This window comes from Arthrobacter horti (genome assembly GCF_030731045.1).
Taxonomy (GTDB): Bacteria; Actinomycetota; Actinomycetes; order Actinomycetales; family Micrococcaceae; genus Arthrobacter_E; species Arthrobacter_E nanjingensis.
The window spans coordinates 1-19,185 of record NZ_JAVALS010000010.1 but is presented as its reverse complement, the minus strand read 5'-3'; the positions used below and the strand labels follow the sequence as shown (position 1 = coordinate 19,185).

The window sequence follows — 19,185 nt, the reverse complement described above, 5'->3', positions numbered from 1 at the left end:
AACCGGCGCGCTCGCTGCTGCTCGCCGGGGCCGTCAGAACGGGGCCGGAGAGGGGGCCTGCAGCCCTGTTCTGACTAAGGAGTTCCGTGCCGTCACATCCCATCCGTGTTGCCATCGTCGGTGTTGGCAATTGCGCCGCATCCCTGGTTCAGGGCGTCGAGTATTACAAGGACGCCGATCCCAGCAGCACCATCCCGGGGCTGATGCACGTCGAGTTCGGTCCGTATCACGTGCGCGATGTGCAGTTCGTGGCGGCCTTCGACGTGGACGCCAAGAAGGTGGGCCTGGATCTGGCCGATGCGATCGGCGCCAGCGAGAACAACACCATCAAGATCGCCGATGTGCCGAGCACCGGTGTGACGGTGCAGCGCGGACACACCCTGGACGGCCTGGGCAAGTACTACCGCGAGACGATCGTGGAAGCCCCCGAGGAGCCGGTGGACGTGGTCGCCGCCCTCAAGGCCGCTGCGGTGGACGTCATGGTCTGCTACCTGCCCGTGGGCAGTGAAGAGGCCGCCAAGTTCTACGCGCAGTGTGCCATCGACGCGGGCGTGGCCTTCGTCAACGCCCTGCCCGTCTTCATCGCCGGCACGCCGGAGTGGGCCGCCAAGTTCGAGGCGGCCAAGCTGCCGATCGTGGGCGATGACATCAAGAGCCAGATCGGCGCCACCATCACCCACCGTGTGATGGCCAAGCTGTTCGAGGACCGCGGCGTCACGCTGGACCGCACGTACCAGCTGAACGTCGGCGGCAACATGGACTTCAAGAACATGCTGGAGCGCGATCGCCTGGAGTCCAAGAAGATCTCCAAGACCCAGGCCGTGACCTCCAACGTCGAGGCCGAGCTGCGCGCCGACGACGTGCACATCGGCCCGTCCGATTACGTGGCCTGGCTGGATGACCGCAAGTGGGCCTTCGTCCGCCTGGAGGGCCGCAACTTCGGTGACGCTCCGGTGTCCCTGGAGTACAAGCTGGAGGTCTGGGACTCCCCGAACTCGGCCGGTGTCATCATCGACGCCATCCGTGCCGCCAAGATCGGCCTGGACCGTGGCATCGGCGGCCCGCTGCTCTCCGCGTCCAGCTACTTCATGAAGTCCCCGCCCGAGCAGGTGGACGACACCACCGCCCGCGAGAACGTCGAGGCCTTCATCCGCGGTGAGCGGGAGCGCTGATCCCACACTGAACTGGGAAGATCTACGGAGGGTGCCTGTCTGAGGACGGGCGCCCTCCGGCGTTTCCGGGAGTGCCCGCGTGCGGTGGGGTCAGGGGCCAGGCCGTCATATTGGATTCTGGGATCCCAAGTCTTGACTGTGACTGGGGTCATACCTATATTTGATTTTGGGATCCCAACGCGGGATCCCAAATAGACCTCCCCGGGCCGGCCCACGGCGCCCGGCATGCCCTTCCCGAAGAAGCGAAGGAGGACCTCGTGTCCCTTCCCCAAGACACCGCGGCAAGCACCGCTGCGGCGCCTGACTCGACCTCGAGCAGCAAGTCCAAGCCCACCAACGTCCGATGGAAGCTGTTCCTGCTTCTCCTGGTGCTGGTCTCCGTGAACTACATCGACCGCGGCTCGATCTCCGTCGCCCTTCCCATCATCCAGAAGGAATTCAACATCGGCCCCGAGCTGGTGGGCCTGCTGCTGTCCGCCTTCTTCTGGACCTACGCCCTCATGCAGGTCCCGGTCGGATGGCTGATCGACCGCTTCGGCCCGCGCAAGGTCGTCACGGCTTCCTGCATCGGCTGGGGCGCTGCCACCGCGGCTTCCGGCATGGCCGGTGGCTTCATCCCGATGCTGATCGCCCGCATGGGCATCGGCATCACCGAGGCCGGCGTGATGCCGTCCGGCGGCAAGCTCAACGCCCTGTGGATGCACTCCAAGGAGCGCGGCCGCGGCGCCACCATCCTCGACGCCGGTGCTCCGCTCGGCGCCGGCGTGGGCGGCATCTTCATCACCTGGCTGATTTCCACGATGGGCGGCTGGCGCATGGCGTTCGTCACCGCCGGTATCCTCACCGTCCTCCTCGGCCTGGCCATCTGGTGGTACGTCCGTGACAACCCCCGCGACCACAAGGCCGTCAATGGCGCCGAGGCCGAGTACATCGAGGCCTCCCACCGTGCCGAAGACGCCGAGGCTGAGGCGCAGGGCGTCACCAGCACCCGTCGTGGTCTCCTCCCGTACCTGAAGTTCCGCTCCTTCTGGGCCATGTGCCTCGGCTGGTTCGGCTTCAACGGCGTGTTCTACGGCCTGCTCACCTGGGGCCCGCTGTACCTGTCCCAGGCCAAGCACTTCAACCTGAACACCATCGGCTGGTCCACTTTCGTGATCTTCGGCGCCGGCTTCGTCGGTGAGATCCTGGGCGGCTCCCTGGCCGACAAGCTCCGTGCCAAGGGTCACGACACCAATAAGGTGATGCGCTCCCTGCTGGGCCTCTCCTCCCTGGTGGTCACCCTCGGCCTGGTCGGTGTGACCGTGGTGGCCGATCCGATCACCGCCGTGGTCCTGCTCTCCGTGGTGCTGTTCTTCCTCCGCTGGGTGGGTCTGTTCTGGGCCGTCCCGGCAACCCTGGGCGGCCGCGCCAACGCCGGTGTCCTGGGCGGCGCCATGAACCTCAGCGGCAACATCGCCGGCATGATCACCCCGATCATCGTGGGCTTCATCGTGGGCGCCACGGGTGGCTACACCTGGGCACTGCTCTACTTCGTGGCCTCCGCGATCGTCATGGGCATCTCCGTCCTGGTGCTCGACTACAGCAAGCGTCTGGCCGTCTGATGCACCGCGTGTCCGTGGACCCCTTGTCCGGTCTGCGGACACGCGGCACTTCCGTCTCCCGCGACGCTAAGCTGGGATCCCAGAAAACATACGACTACCGAGGGGGATGCCGTGGCGCAGCCTGTGGAAGAGACCCAACGCGACGCCCCGCTGCGTGAGGTCATCCGGGACACTCTCCGGACCCGGATCTTCGAGGGACACTATGCCCCCGGCGCCCGCATGGTGGAGCGGGATCTGGCGGCCGAGTTCCACGTCTCCAGGCTCCCGGTTCGCGAAGCGCTCCGGATGCTCCAGCAGGAGGGACTCCTGACGGAGCGGGCCACCCGCGGGTCCGTCGTCACGGCCCTGGAAGACAAGGACGTCGACGATCTGTTCGACGTCCGGATCGCCCTGGAGGTCCTGACCTGCCGCCTGGCGGCCGAGCGGGCCACCCAGGAGGACCTGGCCGGGCTCCGCAGGCTCGTGGAGCAGGCCGAGGAGGCACTGTCCCGGGGAAGCCTGGCGGACGCCCACCGCTTCAACAGTGAATTCCACGATGAGCTGACGCGGATCGCGGACAACACCTTCCTCCGGACGGCACTGGAGCCCCTCCAGGGCCGGATGCACTGGCTCTTCCGCCACGTCCGGGACCTCCCGGAAATCATCCGGGAGCACCGCGAGCTGCTGGAGGCCGTCGCCAGCGGCGACCCCGACCGGGCTGAGGCCCAATCGGCCCACCACATCGAGAAATACCGCGAACAGTACCCAGACACCGTGTGATGCCGTCCGGCAACGGTGACTGCCGACGAAAGACCGACATGAAACTTCTTGTGATCAACCCCAACATCAGTGAGGACGTCACCAGCCTCATCCGGGCCGAGGCGGAACGTTCCGCCGGGCCGGCGACCGAACTCGTCGTCGAGACCGCGCCCTACGGCGTCGAGTACATCGAGACCCGCCTTGAGTCACTGATCGCCGCGGGCGCCGTCGCGGAGGTCATCGCGGCTCACGCGGGAACCGTCGACGGCGTGGTGGTCGCCGCGTTCGGCGACCCGGGCATGCCGGCACTCAAAGAGCTCGTGGACGTCCCGGTCATCGGCATCACCGAGGCCGCGCTGTGCGCCGCGGCGCTGCAGGGGCACCGCTTCTCCATCATCGCCATCTCGGACCGGATCACCGCCTGGTACCGCGAATGCGTCGAAGGCTTCGGCCTGGCCGGGCGCCTGGCGTCCATCCGCTCCATCAAGGAGGCCCTGGGCGGCATCGGCACGGTCCAGGAGGACTTCGGTCCCACCCTCGTCGCCCTGGCCAAGCAGGCCGTCGAAGAGGATGGCGCGGACGTCATCATCCTGGCCGGCGCCCCGCTGGCGGGCCTGGCACGCGAGGTCAGCCACCAGATCCCCGTCCCGGTGGTCGACGGCATCGGCTCCGGCATCCGCATGGCGGAGGCCGTCGTCGGGCTCGCCTCCGGCACCCACCGCGACGGAGCGTTCGCGGCCCCGCCGCTCAAGCGCCGCGCCGGGCTCTCGCCCGCCCTGGATCTCGCACTCACCCTCACCCAGAATCCCTCCTCAGCAACCCCGGAAGGGGGCAAGTGACATGACCGAGCTCGTCATCTCCAACGCCCGGATCGTCAACGCCGACGGCACGTCCACCGGACACATCCTGATCACGCATGGCCGCATCGAGGCCATCGTGGACGCCGCCGAGGCCGTCCCGGCCGCGGACCGAGTCATCGACGCCCAGGGCCGCGCCGTGATTCCCGGTGGCATCGACGGGCACTGCCACGTCGCCCAGATCACCGGCCGCTTCCGCACGCTGGACGACTACGCCACCACCTCCTCCGCAGCCCTCTGGGGCGGCACCACCACCATCATGGACTTCGGCATCCCGCGCGACTCCTCGGAGACCCCCCTCGAGGCGGCCCGCAACAAGAGTGAGCTGGCCCGCGAGGCCCGCTGCGACGTCGCGCTCCACGGCTCCGTGATCAGCTGGGACGAGACCGTCCCCGCGCAGCTGGACGCGCTGGCCGGGATGGGCATCCGCTCCGTGAAGATGTACATGACCAACCGCGGCGGCACCATGAGTGACAACGACACGGTGCTGAAGGTCATGAAGGAGATGAAGCGCCTGGATGGCCTGACGTACATCCACGCCGAGCACGACGCCATGATCGTGGACTGCACCGAGGAGCACGCGGCCAAGGGCGAGATCGGTATCGAGCACCTCCACGAGACCCGGCCGGAGCTGGCCGAGGAGGCCTCCGTGCAGGAGGTCCTGGCCATGGCCGAGTACATCGGCACCCCGGTGTACTTCGTGCACCAGTCCACGCCCGGCGCCGTCGACCTCGTCACGGACGCCCGCGGCCGCGGCGTGGAGGCCTACTCCGAGACCTGCCCGCACTACCTGCTGCTCGACGACGGCGTGTACGCCTCGCGCTTCCCGGAGTGGTTCGCGTGCTGCCCGCCGATGCGTTCGGCCGAGACGGTGGCCGCGCTCAAGGAGCGCTTCGCCTCCGGCACCATCCACACGGCGTCGAGTGACCACTCCTGCTACGACCTCACCCAGAAGCGTGAGCGCACCGACGACATCCGTCAGATGCCGCACGGCCTTCCGGGCGTGGAGACCCGCATGCCGTCCGCGTTCACCGCCCTGGTGGAGACCGCGGGTGAGGGCCTGTCCGTGAGCGACGCCGTCCTGCAGCGCTTCGTGGAACTGTTCTCCGCGGGCCCCGCCCGGATCAACGCGCTGCCCGGCAAGGGTGCCATCGTCCCCGGCTTCGACGCCGACCTGGTCATCTTCGACCCGGCCGAGTCCCGCGTGGTGGACGGCGCCGCCCTGCACATGGGCACCGACTTCTCGCCCTTCGACGGCAAGGAGCTGCGTGGCTGGCCCGAGGTCGTGGTCTCCGGAGGCCGCGTGGTCCTGGACGCCGACGGCTTCCACGACCCGGGCGCCGTGGGCCGTCTGGTGGCCCGTGCCGCCCAGGCAGATGCACGTCAGGGCCTCGTGGCCCCCGCCCCTCTCGCAGGAAAGGCCGTCTAGAGAATGACGCAGGAACAGAACACCGTCAGCACGCAGCGCCCCGTGCGCATCGGGATGATCGTCCCGTCCTCCAACACCTGCCTGGAGCCCATGAGCTACCGCATCCTGGGCGACCGCGAGGACGTGACCATCCACTCGGCACGCATTCCGGTGACCCGGATCGCGCTGGATTCCGGCTCGGACAAGCAGTTCGACGCCGCCGGCATGCGTGCCGCCGCCGAACTCCTGGCCACTGCGGATGTGGACGTCATCGCCTGGAACGGGACTTCCGGCTCCTGGCTGGGCGTGGAGCACGACCGCGCCATTGTCGAGGAGATCACGGCGGCCACCGGCATCCCCGCCACCACGTCCACCCTGGCCTACTTCGACGCCTTCGAGCGCTTCGGCACCAAGAGCATCGGCCTGGTCACGCCGTACACTGCGGACGTGAACGAGCAGGTCGCCGCGCGCTACGAGGCCGAGGGCATCGACATCAGCGGGCACCGTGCCCTGGGCCTGAGCGACAACGAGTCCTTCGCCCGGGTCCGCCCGGAGGCCCTGGTGGGCCCGTCCGAGGAGCTCGCCGCCGACGCCCCGGACGCCCTGGTGTACCTGTGCACCAACCTGTACGGTGCCCCGGTCACGGCCGAGGTGGAGCAGAGCACCGGCGTGGCCGTCCTGGACTCCGTGGCCGTCACCCTGTGGCGTTGCCTGGACCTGGCCGGCGCACCCCTGCTCGATCCGAAGTGGGGCCGCCTGCTCGGCTAGCCTCCCGCCGTCGTGCTCACGTTGAGTGCTCAGTTGTGGTGGCCTGACTGCCCGCCAGGCCACCACAACTGAGCACTCAACGAAAAGGCCCCCTCCGTTCGGAGGGGGCCTTTGTCATGTCAGGGCCTCAGCGGCGGCCGGTCTGCAGGCCGGCGCGGCCCATGGCGTCCGCGTAGGAGCGGCCCATGTCGATCAGCCATTCGGTCTGGCGTTCCTTGGAACCGGCGAAGCTACGGCCGTGCAGGGAACGGGCCTTGTAGACCTTGAGGCCGCGGCGCCAGATGAGCGGGTTGTCCGTCTTGAGCAGCATCTGGGCCAGGCGGTTCGCCTCGGTGCCGTGTGCCACGATGGCGGAGGCGCGGGGGAGGATGCGCAGGAGTGCCAGGAGCGGCTTCAGACCGGCGCTGACCTGCTCAGGTGTGAGCTTGCCGTTGGCCTCACCCGGCGTGAACCACGGGTGGGTGTTCCACGGCATCATCCACTCCGGGCGCAGGCCCAGCTGGAACTGCAGGCCGAGCAGGCGAGTGGCCGCGGCGTCGTCGCCGGCCCACACCACGCCGTTCGGAGACGGCTCGCTGTTGTTGGAGAACAGCGTGACGATCCGGCATTCCTCGACTGAGTGCATCGGGTCCACGTACGGGACCTCGAAGCCGGGGCGCAGCCTGCGCAGGAACTCCACGTGCTGGTTCACCGGAGCGATGTGCGGGGCGAAGAACGGGCTGTCCGGGAGCTCCGGCAGCTCTGCGGTCTCGGTTTCCGTCTCCTCGGAGTCGACGACGGCGGGCACGGCCTCGACGGCCGGTTCCGGGGTCACGGGCTCTGCGATCGCGGGCTCGGCGGGGACCGCCGGCTCGATGCGGCGGGTGATGACCTCACTGGCCTTGGGCGGCGTCTTGGCCGTCTTCTTGACCGTGGCCTTGGCGGCGGGGCCGTCCTGGGACACGGTGGCATTCACCGCCGGCTTGCGTCCGGGCTTCTTTGCGGCCTTCGCCGGGGCGTCCGGACCGGCGTCGTCCTCATCGATGAAGAGGCCGTCCAGGAGCTTGTCCAGCTCGTCGAAGCCATTGTCGTAGTGGTCGTCGTCAGGATCGTGAGTGTGGCCGAAGCCCTCGTCATAGCGGGAGCTACGGCTGTCGTAATCCTCGTCCTCGAAGTAATCCGTGTCGGCCAGGGCGGTCATGAGGGCAGGGCTCTCCTCGGTCATGCAGGGGCCCGTTTTTTGGGCGCGGAGCAGTGCGCCCGATCCAGGCCGGGAGGGTGGGGTGAGGGGTGCCCACCGGAAAGCCGGTGAGACTACCAATATTAGCAAGCCGCGGGACGGTTTTGGGATGCCCGTGGCCAAGGTCTCCCTCTATTGCTGTTCCCGGGGTCCGACGGCGCAGCTCACCCCCGCCTTTGTGGTTGACCCACGGAAATTTCGGTGGGTCAACCACAAAGGCGGGGGTGGAACGGCCGGGCGCGGAGACGTGGACCGGACACGGAAAAGCGGCGGGACGGTTCCAAGGAACCGTCCCGCCGCTTTCGGGCTCCGGGCGTGCGGCCTAGAGGTGGATGACGAACTGCGCCAGGCCCGCCGCGGCCACGAAGCTCGCGGTGAAGGTGATGCAGGCGATGATGATGAGACGCCAGTTGAGCGTCTTGAGGGCGTTGACGTCGCGGCCGATGTTCAGCCCGAGCATCGCGATGGAGCCGAGGCCCACGTACAGCGGGTTGAAGTCCTTGGTGATGGACACCAGCACCGAGGAACCCGGGAAGAACGGGGCGGTCACCAGGGTGGCCAGGGCCAGGACCCAGACGCTCGGCGGGACGTTCGGCATCAGCTTGCTGAGCACGAAGGCGATCGCGGTCAGCACGCCGAGCAGGAGGATGCCGGTGATCTGGGTGGGTGCGAACTTGTGGGTTCCGAGGACGTTGAGGAGCAGGCCCACGGCGAGGCTCGCCACGAACACCATGATCCACAGCTTGGATCCCATGGCGACCTCGGGGTCCTTGATGACCGCGTTGACGTCCAGACCGTCCGAGTTGTCCTCCTTGCGCTTGGTGGCCGGAACGATGGCGTTACCGTTGGAATCGAGGCGGTGGCCGTCGTCATTGCGGCGGAACAGTCGGGACCAGAACTTGTACAGGCGCTGGGAGATCGGCATCGAGACGAAGACGCCGGCGTAGAAGCCCACCAGGTTGGTCACCAGATTGGACAGACCCGCGAGGGCGAGGATCTCCGCACCCTGGTCCGGGTGGATGGCGGTCAGCGCCGCGGCGCCGCCGATCATCATGGAGCCGGAGCCCAGCCCGAGGCCGAGGGCCAGGGAACGGACGTCGAAGATGCCCAGGCCGCCGAGGATGCCGGCCAGCAGGGAGATGAAGACGGCGCCGAAGACGCTGCCCAGGAGCCAGACGGAGAAGACGCCACGGTAGATGGGGGACTTCACGCCGAACTTCTGCAGGGCGTAGGCCAGGTAGGACTCGCGGTCGATCGCCCAGGTGGCGCCGATGGCGGCCTTGCCGAGGCCGAGGGCCACGGCGACCGGCAGCGCCAGGATGACGGTGCCGAAGATGTGGCCGACCTCCTGCAGGACGATGGCCGGGCCTATGGTGCTGAGCTTGCCCAGGGACGGGCCCACTCCGACGCCGAGGGCTGCCAGGAAGAGGACGATGCTGACGTTCAGCAGGACCGAGTTGACGGCGCGGTTCTCACCGGAGAGGGGCTTCCAGCGCTGGACGCCGATGACGGCGCCCATGAGCACCGCCCAGAGGACCGGCTGCAGCACGATGGCGGCCTTGCCGAGAGGGATGGTGTACGTACCGACCAGGATCGCGGCGGAGCAGATCACTGCGGAGAGCAGGATCATGGAGGTCCACTGCTTGGCGGAGGGCTTGAACCACCTCTTTGTGGTGTCCGCCTCGCCGCCGTGCACGGGCACGGCCTGGGGAGTGGTACTTGCTTCGTCAGACATCTGATGACCTTTGTGAAGTGCTGGGGCGAGAAATACTCCCCGCCATTTGGGATACAGAAAATCGTAAGCTGTATCACACCGCCAAGGCAAGACGCCAGGAAAATTCCTGAGAAAAAGGATGGAGGGTCGGTTTTCGTCTCAGATTTCGCTTTGTTACCCAAATCTGTCCACTATTTGGAATACCAAATGGATGCTTCAGAACTTTGACGTCCAGAAGCGCTTGCACTGTCAGGCCCGAGGAGCCGTCAGGGCCTTCCGATAGGACGCCAGCGTCGCGCGCGCCGCGCTGTCCCAGCCGAACGCGGCGGCGTGCCGGACGGCGCCGGCGCCGAGCGCGGCACGGAGCGCGACGTCGTCGTGCAGCTTCTCCAGCGCGGCCGCCCAGGACGTGATGCGGTGCCCCTCCACGAGGAGGCCGCTCATGCCGTCGGCCACCGCCTGCGCCAGGCCGCCCACGCGGGTGGCGATCACGGGAGTGCCGCAGGCCTGCGCCTCGAGCGCGACCAGGCCGAAGGACTCGCTGTAGGACGGCATCGCGACGACGTCCGCGGAGCGCAGCCAGGCCGCCAGCTCCTCGCGCGGCACCGCGCCGTGGCGGGTCACGACGTCGGCCATCCCGGACTCGGCGATGATGGCGTCAAGATCGTAGTGCCGCGCCCCGCTGTGCTCACCGAGCAGGGTGATCTTCAGAGGGATGTCCGGCCGCCGGGCCCGCAGGGCCGCGGCCGCCTGGACCAGCACATGAGGCCCCTTGAGCCGCTGCAGGCGCCCTGCGAACACCACGTGGAAGCCGCCCGGATGGCGGCGGACCCCTTGCGGCGTGAAGACGTCCAGGTCGACGCCGGGCGCCACCACGTCGATGAGCCGCGGATCGGCCTCATAGTGGGACTGGAGCTCTGCAGACTCGGCGACGGTGTTCGCCACCAGGCGTGCCGCGTGGTCCGCAACGAGCTGTTCGCCCTGCTCACGATTCTCCGGTTCGGCGTTCTCCCCGGAGTGCAGATGCAGATTCTTCACGCGCGCCATGGTGTGCATGGTGTGGATCAGCGGGATTTTCCAGGCGCGGGACAGATACAGCCCGGCCACCCCGGAGAGCCAGTAATGGGAATGGATGGCCTGGTAGTGCCCGGCAGGCTGGGTGGCGCGGATCGCGTCGATTTCATCCGCCATCTGATGAATCAGCCCTGGCAGGCGTTCCTTGGGGATCCGGTGTGCCGGGCCGGCCTTGATGTTGTGGACGCAGACGCCGGCCTCGGGGTGTTCCACGCGGGGCTGATCAGGGGACCAGGAGCGGGTGAACACCTCCACCTCGGTGCCCTGCCGGGCCAGCGCGGAGGCCAGGGAGCGGACGTAGACGTTCATGCCGCCGGCGTCGCCCGAGCCGGGCTGCTCCAGGGGTGAGGTGTGCAGGGAGAGGAACGCGACGCGTCTGATCTGCGGCATGGGATTCCTCGGGTTCCTGCTGGTGAGAGGCGGGGCGTCCGGCCCCAGGGCTGACTTTACTCTCCGGGGCGGCGGCGGGCTGAGCGTGACGTGGGGCGGGAACTCTTAGAATTGTCGGGTGACTTCTGAGACCCCAGCCGCCCTGAGCCCTGAGGACACACCCGGCGTGCACGCCGTGTCGCTTCCCGAGCGCGCCGCCGTCGTGGATCTCGCCGCGATCCGGCACAACGTCCGCCGGATCGCCGGGATCGCCGCACCGGCCAAGGTCATGGCCGTGGTCAAGGCCGACGGCTACGGGCACGGTGCCGTGCAAGTTGCGCGGGCCGCGCTGGACGCCGGCGCGTCCTGGCTCGGTACGGCGCATGTGAGCGAGGCGCTCGCCCTGCGTGCCGCCGGCATCGAGGCGCCCCTGCTCGCCTGGCTTCACACCCCGGACACCGACTTCGCCGCCGCCATCGAGGCCGGCATCGACCTGGGCTGCTCCGGCTGGGAGCTGGAGCACATCGTCGCGGCCGCCCGGCAGGTGGAGCGCCCGGCCCGTGTGCACCTGAAGGTGGACACCGGCCTGGGCCGCAACGGCTCCACGGTGGAGTCCTGGGACCGCCTGGTGGGCGAGGCCGTGGAACATCAGGACGAGGGCCTGCTGCGCGTGGTGGGCATCTTCTCCCACCTGGCCGTGGCGGACGAGCCGCACCGCGAGGAGACGGACCAGCAGCTGGACGTCTTCCGGGAGGCGCTGGCGCTCGCCGAGGACGCCGGCATCGACCCGGAGGTCCGCCACATCGCGAACACCCCGGCCGCCTTCACCCGTCCGGATGCGCACTTCGACCTGGTCCGCGTGGGCATCGGCATCTACGGCCTCTCGCCCTTCACCGACCAGCGCAGCCCCGAGCTCGGCCTGATCCCGGCCATGACCCTGTTGACCCGCGTGGCCAACTGCAAAGCCGTCCCCGCGGACCAGGGTGTCTCCTACGGGCTGAACTACCGCACGGACGACCCCACCACGCTGGCCCTCATCCCGCTCGGTTACGCCGACGGCGTGCCGCGCGTCGCCACCGGCGGACCCGTGCGCCTGGGCGGCGCCACCTACCCCGTGGTTGGCCGCATCGCCATGGACCAGATGGTCCTGGACCTGGGCACGCGCCTGAGCGAGGAAGAGCGCGCCGCGCTGGTGGGGGAGCCCGCGGTGCTGTTCGGGGACGGGCACGACGGCGGCCCGCTCGCCGACGACTGGGCGTCCGCCGCCGGGACCATCAACTATGAGATCGTCACCCGGATCAGTTCAAGGGTGCCGCGCGTCTATGTGGACAGCGAGGCCGCCGGCGAGGCCGTGGACAGCGGGGCAGCGGGCGGCGGGGCAACGGACAACGAGGCCACCGACGGCGGGGACGCCGCATGAGCCGCCCCCTCTGGACCGCGGTTTTCCAGGTGGCCGATGTGGACCAGACGCAGGATCTCGCCGTGCGCATCGCCCAGAGCCTGCGGGCCGGTGACCTTCTCATCCTGAGCGGCGGGCTCGGCGCGGGGAAGACCACCTTCACCCAGGGCCTGGGCCGAGGCCTGGGCGTGCGGGAGGGCATCATCTCGCCCACCTTCGTCCTGGCCCGGCAGCACCCCAACCTCCCGGACGGCCCCCGGCCGGGAGGCCCGGATCTGGTCCATGTGGATGCCTACCGCCTGGGCAGCGCGGAGGAACTCGAGGACATCGACCTGGAGGAGACCCTGGACACCTCGGTCACCGTGGTGGAGTGGGGCCGGGACCGTGCCGAGCAGCTGGCCGCCAGCCGTCTGGAGATCGAGCTGGAGCGTCCGCGCGGCGGCGACGAAACCACGGGAGAGATCGTCCTGGACTTCGAGGACGAGGACGAACCCCGCACCATCACCGTCACGGCGTTCGGCGAACGCTGGGAACAGGCCCCCGAATGGGCCGTGGACGGCATCGCGGTGCCGCAGGAAGGACAGCAGTGACCACCATTCTGGCCATCGACACCTCGGCCATCGCCAGCGCGGCCATCCTGCGCGCGGGAGCGGAGGGTACCGAGGTGCTGGCCCGCTTCGCCACCGAGGACACCCGCAGCCATGCCGAGGTGACGGCTCCCGCCGTCGCACGCCTCCTGGAGGAGACCGGCCTGAGCGGCAAGGACCTTGACGCGGTGGTGGCCGGTGTCGGCCCGGGCCCGTTCACCGGCCTGCGCGCCGGGCTGACCGTGGCGCGCACGCTCGGTTTCGCCTGGTGCCTGCCCGTGCACGGTGTCATGAGCCTCGATGCGATCGCCGCGGATGCCGTCGCGGCGGGCGCGCCGGAGCGCTTCCTGGTCGCCACGGACGCGCGGCGCAAGGAGGTCTACTGGGCTCTCTACGCGAACGACGCCGGCACGCCGCGCCTGCTCGACGGTCCCCATGTGCAGCGGCCCGCCGACGTCGTCGTGGACGAGTTGCTGGGCGCCGGCGGTGCCGTGTACGGCGCGGGCGCCGGCCTGTACCCGGAGGAGCTGTCCCCGGTGGAGGCCTTCGCGCGTACCCAGCCGGACGCCGTCGCGCTCGGCACCCTCGCCTTGGAACGCCTGGCCCGTGGCGAGGAGCTCCTGGAGACCGAGCCGCTCTACCTCCGCGAGTCCGATGCGCAGGTCCCCGGCCCACGGAAGAAGGCGCTGTGATCAGGAACGGAATCGGATCATGAGCGGCAACGACGAATCGCCCCGCCGGTACACCGTGGACGAGCGTGACCCCGGGTTCACCCTGCGCGGCATGACCCCGGAGGACCTGCCCGTGGTCCACCAGCTGGAGCTGCGGCTGTTCCCGGAGGACGCCTGGCCGCTGGACATGTTCCAGGCCGAGCTGGCGCAACGCGAGACCCGCGAGTACTTCGTGGCGACCATCGGCGGGACCGTGGTGGGCTACGCCGGGCTCATGTGCATCCCGCCCATCGCGGACGTGCAGACCATCGCCGTGATCCCCGAGTTCGAGGGCCGGGGGATAGGCTCCACGCTCTTGCGCACCCTGTTGCAGCGCGCCGCCGAGGGCCGGGCCGAGGACGTCCTGTTGGAGGTCCGCAAGGACAACCCGAGGGCGCAGGAGTTGTACCGGCGCTTCGGCTTCGAGCAGATCGCGGTGCGGAAGCGGTATTACAAGGGCGGGATCGACGCCCTGATCATGCGGCGTGAGCTGGGGCAGGAGCCCCTCGCGCCGGAGAACGAGCACGACGGAAGGACCGCATGAACCGGGCCGAACCCCTGATCCTGGGCATCGAATCCTCCTGTGACGAGACCGGCGTGGGCATCGTCCGTGGCGGGACGCTGCTGAGCAACACGGTGGCCTCCTCCATGGATGAGCACGTCCGCTTCGGCGGGGTGATCCCGGAGATCGCGTCCCGCGCCCATCTCGAGGCGATCGTCCCGGCCCTGGACGCCGCGCTGAAGGAGGCCGGGGTCACGCTGGACGAGCTGGATGGCATCGCCGTCACCGCCGGGCCGGGCCTGGCCGGCGCGCTCATGGTGGGTGTCAGTGCCGCCAAGGCGCTCGCCGTCGCCACCGGCAAGCCGCTCTTCGCGATCAACCACCTCGTGGCGCATGTGGCGGTGGGCCTGCTGGCCGAGCAGGTGTTCGCGGACGGGCTGCCGGAGAACCTGGGCGCCCTGCTGGTCTCCGGCGGGCACACGGAGGTGCTGCGGGTGCGTGGCATCCAGGACGTTCAGATGCTGGGCAGCACCATCGACGACGCCGCCGGCGAAGCGTACGACAAGACGGCCCGTCTGCTGGGGCTGGGTTACCCGGGCGGACCGGTCATCGACCGCCTGTCCCGCGAGGGTGACCCGAAGGCCATCCGCTTCCCGCGCGGCCTGACGCAGCCGAAGTACATGGGCACCGCGGACGAACCCGGCCCGCACCGCTACGACTGGTCGTTCAGCGGTCTGAAGGCCGCCGTCGCGCGCTGTGTGGAGCAGTTCGAAGCGCGCGGTGAGGAGCCGCCCGTGGCGGACATCGCGGCGAGCTTCCAGGAGGCAGTGGTGGACGTGGTGACCGCCAAGGCGATGCTGGCCTGCAAGGAGCACGGCATCACCGAGCTGCTGCTCGGCGGCGGGGTGGCCGCGAACGCGCGGCTGCGTGAGCTGACGGCCAGGCGCTGCGCCTCGGCCGGGATCACGCTGCACGTGCCGCCCATCAGCCTGTGCACGGACAACGGCGCCATGGTCGCGGCGCTCGCCTCCCGCCTGGTCATGGACGGCGCCGAACCGTCCAGCCTGGACTTCGCCCCGGACTCGTCGCTGCCGGTGTCCACGGTCCTGCTGCCGTAAGGGGCGGTGGGCCTACTTCGGCGGAAGCGAGCTCGCGAAGTCGACGCCGACCTTCACCCAGCGCGCCAGCCCGGCGTCGTCGGCGGTCACCGCGTCGTCCACGCGCAGCCAGCCGTCCATCGTCTTGCCGCGCATCACCACGCGTTCGACGCCGGCCTCCGCGGTCAGCTCAGCGCTGTCCGCGGGCTCGCAGCGGAGCATCATGCCGCCGTTGCCGCTCGCGCTGACGGCCATGTTCCCGCCGATCAGGAACGCCAGCCCGCCGAACATCTTCTTCTCGCTGACCCCGGGGGTGCCGCTCAGGGCACCGCGCATCCGGGCGGCGAGCTCTTCGTCGTATGCCACGCGCTCATCGTCGCACCGCGCCGTCGGCCCCGCAACGGTCCATCGCCCCCGCGAGAAGACAGTTGTTGCCGCCTTCCGTGACGGAAAGCGGCAACGTTTGTCCTCTCGCGGAGGGGGAGAGGGGCGCTCAGGCGTCCGGGCCGAGCCTCATCTGCTGGACCAGATCGAGCACGACGGCGCGCAGCTCGCCGTCGTTGGCGTCCGCCACGCGGCGCTGGCGCTGGTAGCCCGCGCCGCGTTCGATGATGCGGTCCACGTGGGCGAGTTCGTCGGCGCAGCCGAGCTTGGCGGCGATCGGCTCCAGCCGGTTCAGGACGTTGTTGCGCAGATGCTCGGTGACCAGGAGCTCGTCACCGGCCTGGTTGAGGATGATGATGGCGTCCATGCCGTAGCGGGCGGCGCGCCACTTGTTCTCCTTGAGGTGCCAGCGCGGCATGGTGGGGACGGCCCAGCCGGCGTCGAGCTGCTGGGAGGCCTCCTCCACCAGGCACTGGGTGAGGGCGGCGATCGCGCCGACCTCCTCCAGGGTGGCCAGGCCGTCGCAGACGCGCATCTCGATGGTGCCCAGGGCCGGGACGGGGCGGATGTCCCAGCGGATCTCGCTGCCGGTGTCGATGACGCCCGTGGTGAACATGTCCTGGACGTAGTCCTCGTACTGGCCCCAGGAGGAGAAGGAGAACGGCAGGCCCGCGGTGGGGAGCTGCTGGAACATGAGTGCGCGCTGCGAGGCGTAGCCGGTGTCCTCGCCGCCCCAGTAGGGGCTGGAGGCGGACAGCGCCTGGAAGTGCGGCATGTAGTTCATGAGCGCGTCCATGACGGGAAGTGCCTTGTCCCGGTGGTTCAGGCCCACATGGACGTGCACGCCGTAGATGACCATCTGGCGGCCCCACCACTGGGTCCGGTCGATCAATTTGGCGTAGCGTTCCTTGTCCGTGACCGGCTGGAGCTGGGGCGGGCTGAAGGGGTGGCTGCCGGCGGAGAACATCTCCACGCCCATGGGGTCGGTGACCTCGCGGACCGCGGCCAGATTCCGCTGCAGATCATCCTTGGCCTCGTCCACGCGGTGGTGCACGCCGGTGACCAGTTCCACCGTATTGAGGAGGAGCTCCTGCTTGATGTGCGGGTGCTCCTCGTCCTCCTGAAGCTCCGGGTGGCGGACGGTGACTTCGCGCAGGACCTCCTGGGCCACGGACTTCAGGTCACCGCTGGTGGCGTCCACGAGCGCCAGTTCCCATTCGATGCCGAGCGTGGACTGCTCGGAGTGCGCGAAGTCGATCTGCACGTAGGTCCCCTTCATTTTGATCGGCGTCCTCGCGTGGCCGTCCGGAGACCATGCCGATGCCTGCTCAAGTTTATGGCAGGACTCCGGCGGCGCCTCAGATGTCCTGGTCAGGGGCCGTAACAGAGGTGTTGCGGAAGGTGTCGTGGCCCGGGCGGCGGTCCGGGGAGCGGTCTTAGAATGCGGACTGGGCCCGCATTGCGGCCCGTCCCACTGCGATGAAAGGCCCGGTGCCATGTCCGCTCGGCGGCCGCTGTCCAAGCTCGGTTTCCTCCACATTGTGCCGTTCACGCGGGACGACCCCGCTCGAGGGCTCCAAGAAGCGCTCCGCCTCTTCGAATACGGTGAAGAGCTGGGGCTCGACGGCGGCTGGATCCGCACGCGCCACGTCCAGTACGGCGTCCCGTCGGCGGCGGTGTTCCTGGCGGCCGCGGCACAGCGCACCAGACGCCTTGAGCTGGGAACGGCTGTGATCCCCACCGTGTACGAGTCGCCGCTGCGCCTGGCCGAGGACCTGGGGCTGGCCGATCTGCTCTCCGATGGACGGCTTCAGCCGGGGCTCAGCGTAGGGCCGGCGAAGCACTCGGATCAGGTGGCGGAGAACATCCTGGGCCCGGGCTGGCGTGAGGAGGACATCAGCTACGGCCGGCTTGAGAGGATCCTCGGATTCATCCGCGGTGTACAGGTGGATGAAACGGAACGGGAGATCGGCCTGGGTGGTGCGGTGGAGATGTCCTCGGACCGCGTGGAACCGCACAGTGAAGGTCTCGCCTCGCGCATCTGGTACGGCGGCGGCTCCCTGCGGTCCGCGGAATGGGCGGGCCGCACCGGGCTGAAGCTGCTGGTCAGCAATATCTGCAGTGCGGACGGTTTCACGGAGTTCGAGCTCGCCCAGCGTGCGCAGATCGACCGCTTCCGTGAGCATCATCCGGCCGGGGAGCGGGCGGTGGTGTCCAAGGGGCACGTGATCCTGCCGACCGACAACGCCACCGCCCAGCAGCGGGAGAAGTTCGAGGCCTACGTGGAGGCGCGGACGCCGCGGACCCGGTACGCGGAGGGGGCGCGCACCCTGATCGCCCGGGACATCATCGGGTCCACCGAGGAGATCGTGGAGCGGATCCGTCAGGATCTCGGGTTCCAGGGTGCCGATGAGATCCTGATCGAATTGCCGTTCCAGTTCGATGACGCCGACGTCCGCCACATCGTTCGGGAGTTCGCCGAGAACATCGGGCCGGCCCTGGGCTGGTCCCCGGCGTCACAGAGTCAGGCCGTCAAATAAATATGACAATTTTGCCGGGCGGTGACGTTTAATGAGCCCATGGCCATCTTGAACAAGGACATGACGCTCTGCATCTCCCTGGCGGCGCGCCCCAGCAACATCGGCACACGCTTCCACAACTACCTGTATGAGAAGCTCGGCCTGAACTACGTCTACAAGGCCTTCGCGCCCGCGGATCTGGCCGGGGCGGTGCAGGGGATCCGCGGTCTGCCGATCCGGGGCGCCGCGGTGTCCATGCCCTACAAAGAGGCCGTGATCCCGTTGGTGGACGTCATGGCGCCGTCCGCTGCGGCCATCGACTCGGTCAACACGATCGTGAACGACCACGGCGTGCTCACCGCCTACAACACCGACTACCAGGCGGTGGAGCGGCTTCTGGCGGAGTACGCGGTCCCGTCCGGGCTCTCCGTCATGCTCCGGGGATCCGGCGGCATGGCCAAGGCCGTGGTGGCAGCGTTCCGCGACGCCGGCTTCCGCGACGTCACGCTCGTGGCGCGCAATGAGGAGAAGGGCCGCGCGCTCGCGGAGCTCTACGGCTTCGCCTGGCAGGCGGACGACGACGGCGGACGCCTCGCGTCGGGCGCGCAGGCTCAGGTGCTGGTCAATGTCACCCCGCTCGGCATGCGGGGCGCCGATGAGGATGCCCTGGCGTTCCCGCAGGAGGCGATCGATGCCGCTCAGGTGGTGTTCGACGTCGTCGCCATGCCCGCCGAGACGCCGCTCCTGAAAGCCGCCCGGTCCGCGGGGAAGGCGGTCATCACGGGCGCCGAGGTGGCGTCGATCCAGGCCGAGGAGCAGTTCGTGCTCTACACGGGCGTCCGCCCGGACGCGGCGCTGGTCCGGGAGGCGAGCGAGTTCTCCCGCCAGGAGGCATGACCCCTCGAACCTCCCCGCGAAGTCGCAGCTCACGCCCCTAAGACCGTGGCGAGTTCAGAAGGTTAGCGCAACACCCTGATGGTGGAGGGTGTGCGTGGCGAAGAAGATCGCGTGGGAGGTCCGGGCGGAGGCGTATCACCGCTTGTTGGCGGGTGAGTCCGTGCTGGGTG

The 19,185-nt window shown here is 69.0% G+C and carries 18 protein-coding genes; 13 read left to right on the top strand and 5 right to left on the bottom strand.

From position 1 onward, the window contains the following. Positions 1-86: 86 nt before the first annotated feature. The 6 genes from Q9R02_RS12760 (at position 87) to Q9R02_RS12735 (ending at position 6,544) form a co-directional block, all read left to right on the top strand. Positions 87-1,172 carry an inositol-3-phosphate synthase gene (locus tag Q9R02_RS12760; protein ID WP_305997080.1) on the top strand — a complete coding sequence of 362 codons (1,086 nt, stop codon included), beginning with the start codon at positions 87-89 and terminating at the stop codon, positions 1,170-1,172. Between the two features lie 257 nt (positions 1,173-1,429). After that, entirely contained in the window at positions 1,430-2,773 is a 1,344-nt protein-coding gene (locus Q9R02_RS12755) for an MFS transporter (protein WP_305997079.1), read from the top strand. A 111-nt stretch (positions 2,774-2,884) separates the two neighbouring features. After that, positions 2,885-3,532 (top strand): GntR family transcriptional regulator, encoded by a 648-nt coding sequence (locus tag Q9R02_RS12750; RefSeq protein WP_305997078.1) that lies wholly within the window; start codon positions 2,885-2,887, stop codon positions 3,530-3,532. Positions 3,533-3,570: 38 nt separating this feature from the next. Beyond that, a complete protein-coding gene (locus tag Q9R02_RS12745) occupies positions 3,571-4,350 on the top strand; it encodes an aspartate/glutamate racemase family protein (protein WP_305997077.1) in 780 nt (259 codons plus the stop codon). Between the two features lies 1 nt (position 4,351). Beyond that, positions 4,352-5,797, top strand: a complete 1,446-nt coding sequence (locus tag Q9R02_RS12740) for an amidohydrolase family protein (RefSeq protein WP_305997076.1) — start codon at positions 4,352-4,354, stop codon at positions 5,795-5,797. A gap of 3 nt (positions 5,798-5,800) precedes the next feature. Beyond that, entirely contained in the window at positions 5,801-6,544 is a 744-nt protein-coding gene (locus Q9R02_RS12735; protein ID WP_305997075.1) for a maleate cis-trans isomerase family protein, read from the top strand. A 127-nt stretch (positions 6,545-6,671) separates the two neighbouring features. On the opposite strand, the gene Q9R02_RS16565 is transcribed toward Q9R02_RS12735, so the two are convergent. From Q9R02_RS16565 to Q9R02_RS12720, 3 genes are all read right to left on the bottom strand, one after another. After that, a complete protein-coding gene (locus Q9R02_RS16565; RefSeq protein WP_305997162.1) occupies positions 6,672-7,169 on the bottom strand; it encodes a uracil-DNA glycosylase family protein in 498 nt (165 codons plus the stop codon). Positions 7,170-8,085: 916 nt separating this feature from the next. Continuing rightward, the gene (locus tag Q9R02_RS12725; RefSeq protein ID WP_305997074.1) at positions 8,086-9,498 is read right to left on the bottom strand and encodes a DUF3100 domain-containing protein; all 1,413 of its coding nucleotides are present in this window, start codon (positions 9,496-9,498) and stop codon (positions 8,086-8,088) included. Between the two features lie 228 nt (positions 9,499-9,726). Then, positions 9,727-10,941 carry a glycosyltransferase gene (locus Q9R02_RS12720; RefSeq protein ID WP_305997073.1) on the bottom strand — a complete coding sequence of 405 codons (1,215 nt, stop codon included), beginning with the start codon at positions 10,939-10,941 and terminating at the stop codon, positions 9,727-9,729. A gap of 142 nt (positions 10,942-11,083) precedes the next feature. Here Q9R02_RS12720 and alr point away from each other — a divergent pair, with 142 nt between their 5' ends. From alr to tsaD, 5 genes are read left to right on the top strand one after another with little or no spacing between them, the layout of a single operon-like run. Further along, complete coding sequence (alr, locus tag Q9R02_RS12715; protein WP_305997161.1) at positions 11,084-12,340, top strand: alanine racemase; 1,257 nt, start codon at positions 11,084-11,086, stop codon at positions 12,338-12,340. Then, a complete protein-coding gene (tsaE, locus tag Q9R02_RS12710; protein ID WP_305997072.1) occupies positions 12,337-12,909 on the top strand; it encodes a tRNA (adenosine(37)-N6)-threonylcarbamoyltransferase complex ATPase subunit type 1 TsaE in 573 nt (190 codons plus the stop codon). Before alr ends, tsaE begins: the two co-directional genes overlap by 4 nt. Then, on the top strand, positions 12,906-13,598 hold the full coding sequence (tsaB, locus tag Q9R02_RS12705; protein WP_305997071.1) for a tRNA (adenosine(37)-N6)-threonylcarbamoyltransferase complex dimerization subunit type 1 TsaB: 693 nt from the start codon (positions 12,906-12,908) through the stop codon (positions 13,596-13,598). The genes tsaE and tsaB overlap by 4 nt, the downstream gene beginning before the upstream one ends. A 19-nt stretch (positions 13,599-13,617) precedes the next feature. Then, complete coding sequence (gene rimI / locus Q9R02_RS12700; RefSeq protein WP_305997070.1) at positions 13,618-14,160, top strand: ribosomal protein S18-alanine N-acetyltransferase; 543 nt, start codon at positions 13,618-13,620, stop codon at positions 14,158-14,160. Beyond that, complete coding sequence (tsaD, locus tag Q9R02_RS12695; RefSeq protein ID WP_305997069.1) at positions 14,157-15,236, top strand: tRNA (adenosine(37)-N6)-threonylcarbamoyltransferase complex transferase subunit TsaD; 1,080 nt, start codon at positions 14,157-14,159, stop codon at positions 15,234-15,236. The genes rimI and tsaD overlap by 4 nt, the downstream gene beginning before the upstream one ends. Positions 15,237-15,248: 12 nt before the next feature. Here tsaD and Q9R02_RS12690 read toward each other — a convergent pair whose 3' ends face one another. Together Q9R02_RS12690 and Q9R02_RS12685 are read right to left on the bottom strand one after the other, a co-directional pair. Further along, complete coding sequence (locus Q9R02_RS12690; protein WP_305997068.1) at positions 15,249-15,581, bottom strand: TfoX/Sxy family protein; 333 nt, start codon at positions 15,579-15,581, stop codon at positions 15,249-15,251. Positions 15,582-15,708: 127 nt separating this feature from the next. Next, on the bottom strand, positions 15,709-16,863 hold the full coding sequence (locus Q9R02_RS12685; protein ID WP_305997160.1) for a glutamate--cysteine ligase: 1,155 nt from the start codon (positions 16,861-16,863) through the stop codon (positions 15,709-15,711). A 232-nt stretch (positions 16,864-17,095) separates the two neighbouring features. Between Q9R02_RS12685 and Q9R02_RS12680 the strand changes: the two genes are divergently transcribed. Together Q9R02_RS12680 and Q9R02_RS12675 are read left to right on the top strand one after the other, a co-directional pair. Continuing rightward, positions 17,096-18,139: an LLM class flavin-dependent oxidoreductase gene (locus tag Q9R02_RS12680; protein WP_305997067.1), complete on the top strand. Its 1,044-nt coding sequence runs from the start codon at positions 17,096-17,098 to the stop codon at positions 18,137-18,139. Between the two features lie 39 nt (positions 18,140-18,178). After that, positions 18,179-19,015 (top strand): shikimate 5-dehydrogenase, encoded by an 837-nt coding sequence (locus tag Q9R02_RS12675; protein WP_305997066.1) that lies wholly within the window; start codon positions 18,179-18,181, stop codon positions 19,013-19,015. Positions 19,016-19,185: the final 170 nt, after the last annotated feature.

Coding starts and splice junctions, on each gene's coding strand:
- Q9R02_RS12745 (WP_305997077.1), top strand. CDS start 3,571: ATGAAACTTCTTGTGATCAACCCCAACATCAGTGAGGACGTCACCAGC.
- Q9R02_RS12735 (WP_305997075.1), top strand. CDS start 5,801: ATGACGCAGGAACAGAACACCGTCAGCACGCAGCGCCCCGTGCGCATC.
- tsaE (WP_305997072.1), top strand. CDS start 12,337: ATGAGCCGCCCCCTCTGGACCGCGGTTTTCCAGGTGGCCGATGTGGAC.
- Q9R02_RS12680 (WP_305997067.1), top strand. CDS start 17,096: ATGTCCGCTCGGCGGCCGCTGTCCAAGCTCGGTTTCCTCCACATTGTG.
- Q9R02_RS12725 (WP_305997074.1), bottom strand. CDS start 9,498: ATGTCTGACGAAGCAAGTACCACTCCCCAGGCCGTGCCCGTGCACGGC.
- tsaD (WP_305997069.1), top strand. CDS start 14,157: ATGAACCGGGCCGAACCCCTGATCCTGGGCATCGAATCCTCCTGTGAC.
- Q9R02_RS16565 (WP_305997162.1), bottom strand. CDS start 7,169: ATGCACTCAGTCGAGGAATGCCGGATCGTCACGCTGTTCTCCAACAAC.
- Q9R02_RS12740 (WP_305997076.1), top strand. CDS start 4,352: ATGACCGAGCTCGTCATCTCCAACGCCCGGATCGTCAACGCCGACGGC.
- Q9R02_RS12675 (WP_305997066.1), top strand. CDS start 18,179: ATGGCCATCTTGAACAAGGACATGACGCTCTGCATCTCCCTGGCGGCG.
- rimI (WP_305997070.1), top strand. CDS start 13,618: ATGAGCGGCAACGACGAATCGCCCCGCCGGTACACCGTGGACGAGCGT.
- Q9R02_RS12720 (WP_305997073.1), bottom strand. CDS start 10,941: ATGCCGCAGATCAGACGCGTCGCGTTCCTCTCCCTGCACACCTCACCC.